Source organism: Stenotrophomonas sp., from assembly GCF_036662295.1.
In the GTDB taxonomy this organism is placed as follows: domain Bacteria; phylum Pseudomonadota; class Gammaproteobacteria; order Xanthomonadales; family Xanthomonadaceae; genus Stenotrophomonas.
On the sequence record NZ_JAVWXA010000047.1, the window covers coordinates 1 to 4,661 of the forward strand.

At 67.2% G+C, this 4,661-nt stretch carries 3 protein-coding genes; 1 reads left to right on the top strand and 2 read right to left on the bottom strand.

Annotated elements, in window-relative coordinates; all coding sequences use genetic code 11:
• Positions 1-186: 186 nt before the first annotated feature.
• The gene (locus tag RSA25_RS10920; RefSeq protein WP_332808909.1) at positions 187-2,484 is read right to left on the bottom strand and encodes a TonB-dependent receptor; all 2,298 of its coding nucleotides are present in this window, start codon (positions 2,482-2,484) and stop codon (positions 187-189) included.
• Between the two features lie 191 nt (positions 2,485-2,675).
• On the opposite strand from RSA25_RS10920, the gene RSA25_RS10925 reads away from it, so the two are divergent.
• Positions 2,676-3,227 (top strand): DUF4274 domain-containing protein, encoded by a 552-nt coding sequence (locus tag RSA25_RS10925; protein WP_332808910.1) that lies wholly within the window; start codon positions 2,676-2,678, stop codon positions 3,225-3,227.
• A 71-nt stretch (positions 3,228-3,298) separates the two neighbouring features.
• On the opposite strand, the gene RSA25_RS10930 is transcribed toward RSA25_RS10925, so the two are convergent.
• Positions 3,299-4,552: a flavohemoglobin expression-modulating QEGLA motif protein gene (locus tag RSA25_RS10930; RefSeq protein WP_332808932.1), complete on the bottom strand. Its 1,254-nt coding sequence runs from the start codon at positions 4,550-4,552 to the stop codon at positions 3,299-3,301.
• Positions 4,553-4,661: the final 109 nt, after the last annotated feature.

Consider the following 4,661-nt stretch of genomic DNA (forward strand, 5'->3'; position numbering starts at 1 on the left):
GGTGGCGGGACCGTCATGCGCCATGGATGGCGCATGCGAGCCTCCACGGACGGATTCACGGCGTGTCCCGCCACCCCACCCGTGCCCGGCCAAGCGAGCGATCCAGCAAATGAGGCGCCGTTGCTGTTGCTGTTGCTGTTGCTGTTGCTCTTGAAATTGCTATACCGCTCTTAAAAAACCAGAAAATCAGAACTCCGCCGCCACCGTCATGAATACCTGGCGCGGCGCGCTGGCGTGGATCGCGTAGCGGGTGCCGGTCGGATCGGTCGGTGCGAAAGAACTGAGCTGGCCCGCGTAGCGCTTGTTGGTCAGGTTGGTCGCATTGAGCGACACCTTCACGTCGCGCAGGCCCAGCCCCGGTCCGAACGCGTAGCCCACCCCCGCATCGAACGTCGTCACGCCCGCCACCGACTGGTCGTTGGTGTAGGTGTAGTAGCGCTTGCCCGTGTACTTGGCGCGCAGGCTCGCGAAGAAACCGTCCCGGTTCCAGCTGATCTCGCTCGACGCCATCCGCTGCGGCGTATCCACGGTGATCTTGCCCGCCACCGGCACGACCGCCCCGCCCGAGGTGTAGTTGTCCTCGTACGTCGTCTTGTTCCACGACAGCGCGTTGTACCACTGCAGCCCGTCCATCGGCTTGAGGATGAACGTCAGCTCCGCGCCGCGGCTCTTTACCGAGCCTACGTTGATGAAGCGCGTCACGCACTCCGGGCGCGTGCCCACCTCGATGCTCGTGCACGGATTGAGCGACAGCAGCCGGTTGTCGAACATCACGTGGTACGCCGCGATCGACGCCTGGTACTTCTCGCCAAAGGTACGGAAGCCCGCTTCCAGCGTCTTCGATTTTTCCGGCTCCAGCCCCGCGCTGGCCGCGAACGATTCCGGCGAGACCTGCAGCGGGCCACCGCTGCCACCGCCCACGAACGCGGCGATGTTCTCCGAGTACGAAGCGAACAGCTCCTGGTTGGGGCTCAGTTTGAAACCGATGCCCGCCTGCGGCAGCACCGACTCCTTCGCCGTCAGCGTGCCCGAGGCATAGGCCGTCTCCGTGCCGGGCTTGGCGTTGGCCGTCATCCGCGTGTTGGGGCTCTTGATCCCCACATCGACCGTGAGCCGGTCATCCAGGAAGCGCATCCGGTCCTGCACGTAGAACTGCCGCGTGCGGATATCGAAGTCCTGGTCGAACAGGCGGCGGTCGGGATGGTTGAGGTACCCGTCATCCAGGAACGGCCCGGTGATGTAGTAGAAGTTGCGCTCCACGTTGTGGTCGTTGCGCTCGTACCACAGCCCCGCCTCCAGCGCGTGGATGCCCCACTGCCAGCTCAACGCGGCCGTGATGCCCTGCCGGTTGATGGTGTAGTTGCTGCTGCGGATGGAGATCGGCAGCGCCTGCGCGGTGCCCGGGTTGGACGGCTGGCCCGGTGCCCACCAGTGGCCCTGGCCGCGGTTCTCGTGGTGGTAGCCCAGCAGCTTCAGGCGCGCGGTATCTCCCAGCGCCAGGTCGGCATCGACCGAGTACAGGTTGTCGTCGCGCAGCGCGCGGCTCTGGTAGTACGCATCATCGATGCTGTTGACGCCGCCGCTGAAGGCGCACTTCTGCGCGTTGTAGGTGCCGGGCGCGCAGTAGGCCGCCGCCACCGCGCGGTCCCAGTCCGGGGCGTAGATGTTCCAGTCGTAGCCCAGCCCGCGCGCGAGCATGCTCTTGGACAGGTAGGCGTAGTTGGCCTGGCTCACCCGCGAGGTGGCCACGAAGGCACCGAAGCGGTGGTCGCCCACGTTCCACACGGCCTTGGCGTTGAACTGCCGGGTGGTCTGGTTCTGGTTCGGCTCGGCCCACATGTCCGCCTCCTGGTGCACGCCGGAGACGTAGGCCGAGAAGCCGTTGAGGTCGCCGGTGTCCACGCGCAGGTAACCGCGGCGCTGGTTGTCGTCACCCACGGTGACGCTGGCGCGGCCGCCGAACTCGGTGGACGGGTCCTGGGAGAAGTACTGGATCGTGCCGCCCAGGTTGCTGGTGGAGGCCACACCCAGCGAGCCGATGCCCTGGGACAGCTCGGCACCGGCGAGGTTCTCGGCGATCAACGCACGCGCGATGCTCAGCCCGTTGTAGTTGCCATAGCTGTTGTCGCCCAGCGGAATGCCGTCCAGCGTGTAGCCCAGGCGACTCTTGTCGAAACCGCGCAGGGTGATGCTCTGCGATTCCTCGTTGGCGCCGAACGCATCATTGGACTGCACCGACACGCCCGGCAGGCGGTCGAGGATCTTCTGCCCACTGGTGCCCGGCGGCAACACCTCCTTGTCCACCGTGCCGATGCGCTGCACCTGGCGGGTTTCGCCCTGGCCGATCACCGACACGGTGTCCAGGGTCTGCGCGCTGAGCGCAACGCTCGCGTTGGTGGCGTTGTTGGCGTCTATGTCGGCGGCGTGGGCCGAAGCGCTGCACAGCGCGATCGCCACGGCGATCGTCAGGGGTCGGTTGAGCATGATGGTCCGTTGCAGGGGGGATGGTGACCTGCGCGATGCAGGTGCGCGGCCATCATGCGAGCGCAAGATGAAAGCATTCTTACGTGCGTGGCGATGCGCGATGAAGTGAGACGTAGCGCAAAGAAACTCACGGCATGCCTGCGCGTGGCCGCTAGAATGGCCACCCTCATCACTGCCACGGACATCGGCCCATGAACGAACAGGACTACAGCGCCGCCACCTGGCGCCTGCTGCACGACCATCTGGTGCAGGCCACGCCGGAGCAGCGGCATCTGTATGTCGCGCGCTCCAACTATGGCGACAACGGGCGTGCGCTGGCATGGTTGGCCGACCAGCCCGACCTGGACCGCGCCACCGCGCTGATGCTGTTCTGGAGCGTGGGTGCGGGCTGGCATGCACAATACGAGACCATCGACGCGGTGCCCGAGTACGCGCGCGACACCCACCAACTGATCGCGCGGGTGCAGCAGCGCTACCTGGCCGGCTTCTACGCCGACCACGGCATCGCCTTCGATCCCGGCCACTGGGACGGCGCCGGTCCGCACGAACACGCGCCCGAAGAACTGCAGCGCATGCCACCGCAGATGTTGCAGGCGGTGGACGGCGACCTCGCCATCGATCCCTTCGACGAGGCCTACAGCGAGGACTACGACGATGGCCTGCCGATGGCCCTGGTCGAGCAGCTGTATGAACTCGCCGACGCCCACATCGCCTGGGAAGCCGCCAACCCGTCGGCCGCGTAGGTTGCCCCGGTTGGGTGGGATGCCTCAGTTGGTGGTGAGGCGTCAGGCAGGCCAACACCAGCGGCGGTGACCTACTCCGGCGCCAGCTGGTCCATGCGGATGCGGTTGGCGAACAGCGAAAACGCCAGCATGCCGGCCAGCCCGTTGGCGCGGCTCACCCAGTGCGGCAGCCAGCGGGGCGGGCGCAGGATGCCCTCTTCGAACAGCGGTGCGAAGGCCAGCGCGTCGGTGAGCGACATCTTGCCGGCGAACAACCAGCGGCACACCTGCAGGCGATCCTCGGCCAGCATGTGGCGGAAGAAGGTGTGCACCGAGACCAGTCCGCGCAGGTACACGGTGTCCTTGGTGAAGGCCGCGCCACCAGTGGGCGGCACGCCGCGGAACACGCGCTGGGCCGAGGCGAAGCTCTCTTCGTTGTTCTGCCCGGCCTCGCAGAAGTAGCGGAACACCTCGATGAAGTCGGCGCCCTCGCGCGCCATCGCGATGGCCTCGGTGCGCAGGCTGATGCGCTTGAGCCGTTCGATGTCGATGCTGCCGGTGATCTGCTCGGCGAAGGTGGCCAGGCCTTCCTGGGTGGCGGTCACGCGCGGGGAGGACAGCGCCAGGCTGGGCAGGTGCGGCTGCTCGCGGCCATTCAAGGCGGTCAGCGAATGCACCAGTGCCTCGTGGTGGAACAGCTGGGCGCGGTCGTAGGCACTGAAGCGCGCACTGGTGCGCAGGCGGATGCGGGTGGGGCCGGCGGCGGCCTTGGAGATCAGCTCCGGGTCCAGCTGCACGCTGATGATGCGCGATTCGAAGAAGGCATCCAGGTCGCTCTGCAACTGCAGCTGCAGCGCGGTGGCCGAGACCGGCACCTGCTCTTCCGGCGCCAGCAGTTCGTGGTCCAGTTCGTGTGCGATCTGGATGAAGTGGCGGGCCGCATCGCGGGTGCTGGGGCCGTTGCCGGGCAGCGGTTGTTCGGGCGCACCGAACAGCGCCACCGAATAGCGGTCCACCTCGGCGGTGCCCAGCGATTCGAGCAACCCGGCGGCCTGGTCCCAGCTGTGTGCCGAGCGCTGCACGTACAGGCCGATGGGATGGGAGGGATCGCACTGGGCGCTGATCGCGGCCAGCGCGCGGCGGGTATCGCCGAAATCCAGCCGCGGGTACATCACCTGCGGCAATACCGGCTGGCCACGCGCCACGCTGGCCAGGAACGGCGCCTGCAGGGCCGCCGGCCAGCTGGTCAGCCCGAGCAGCTTGATGCCACCCACCGCCTCCACCAGCTGCGCATCGAGCGCGGTGTGGTGGGCTACCTCACGATCCACGGTCATCGGGGTGTCCATGGGGCGGACAATAGCAGCCACCCATGGGGTGGCTCTACCCTGGCGGTGGTTGCGGTGGCGCGGGTTGCCCGATCCGCGATCCAACGGCAACGCCGGTAGTGCCACCCCA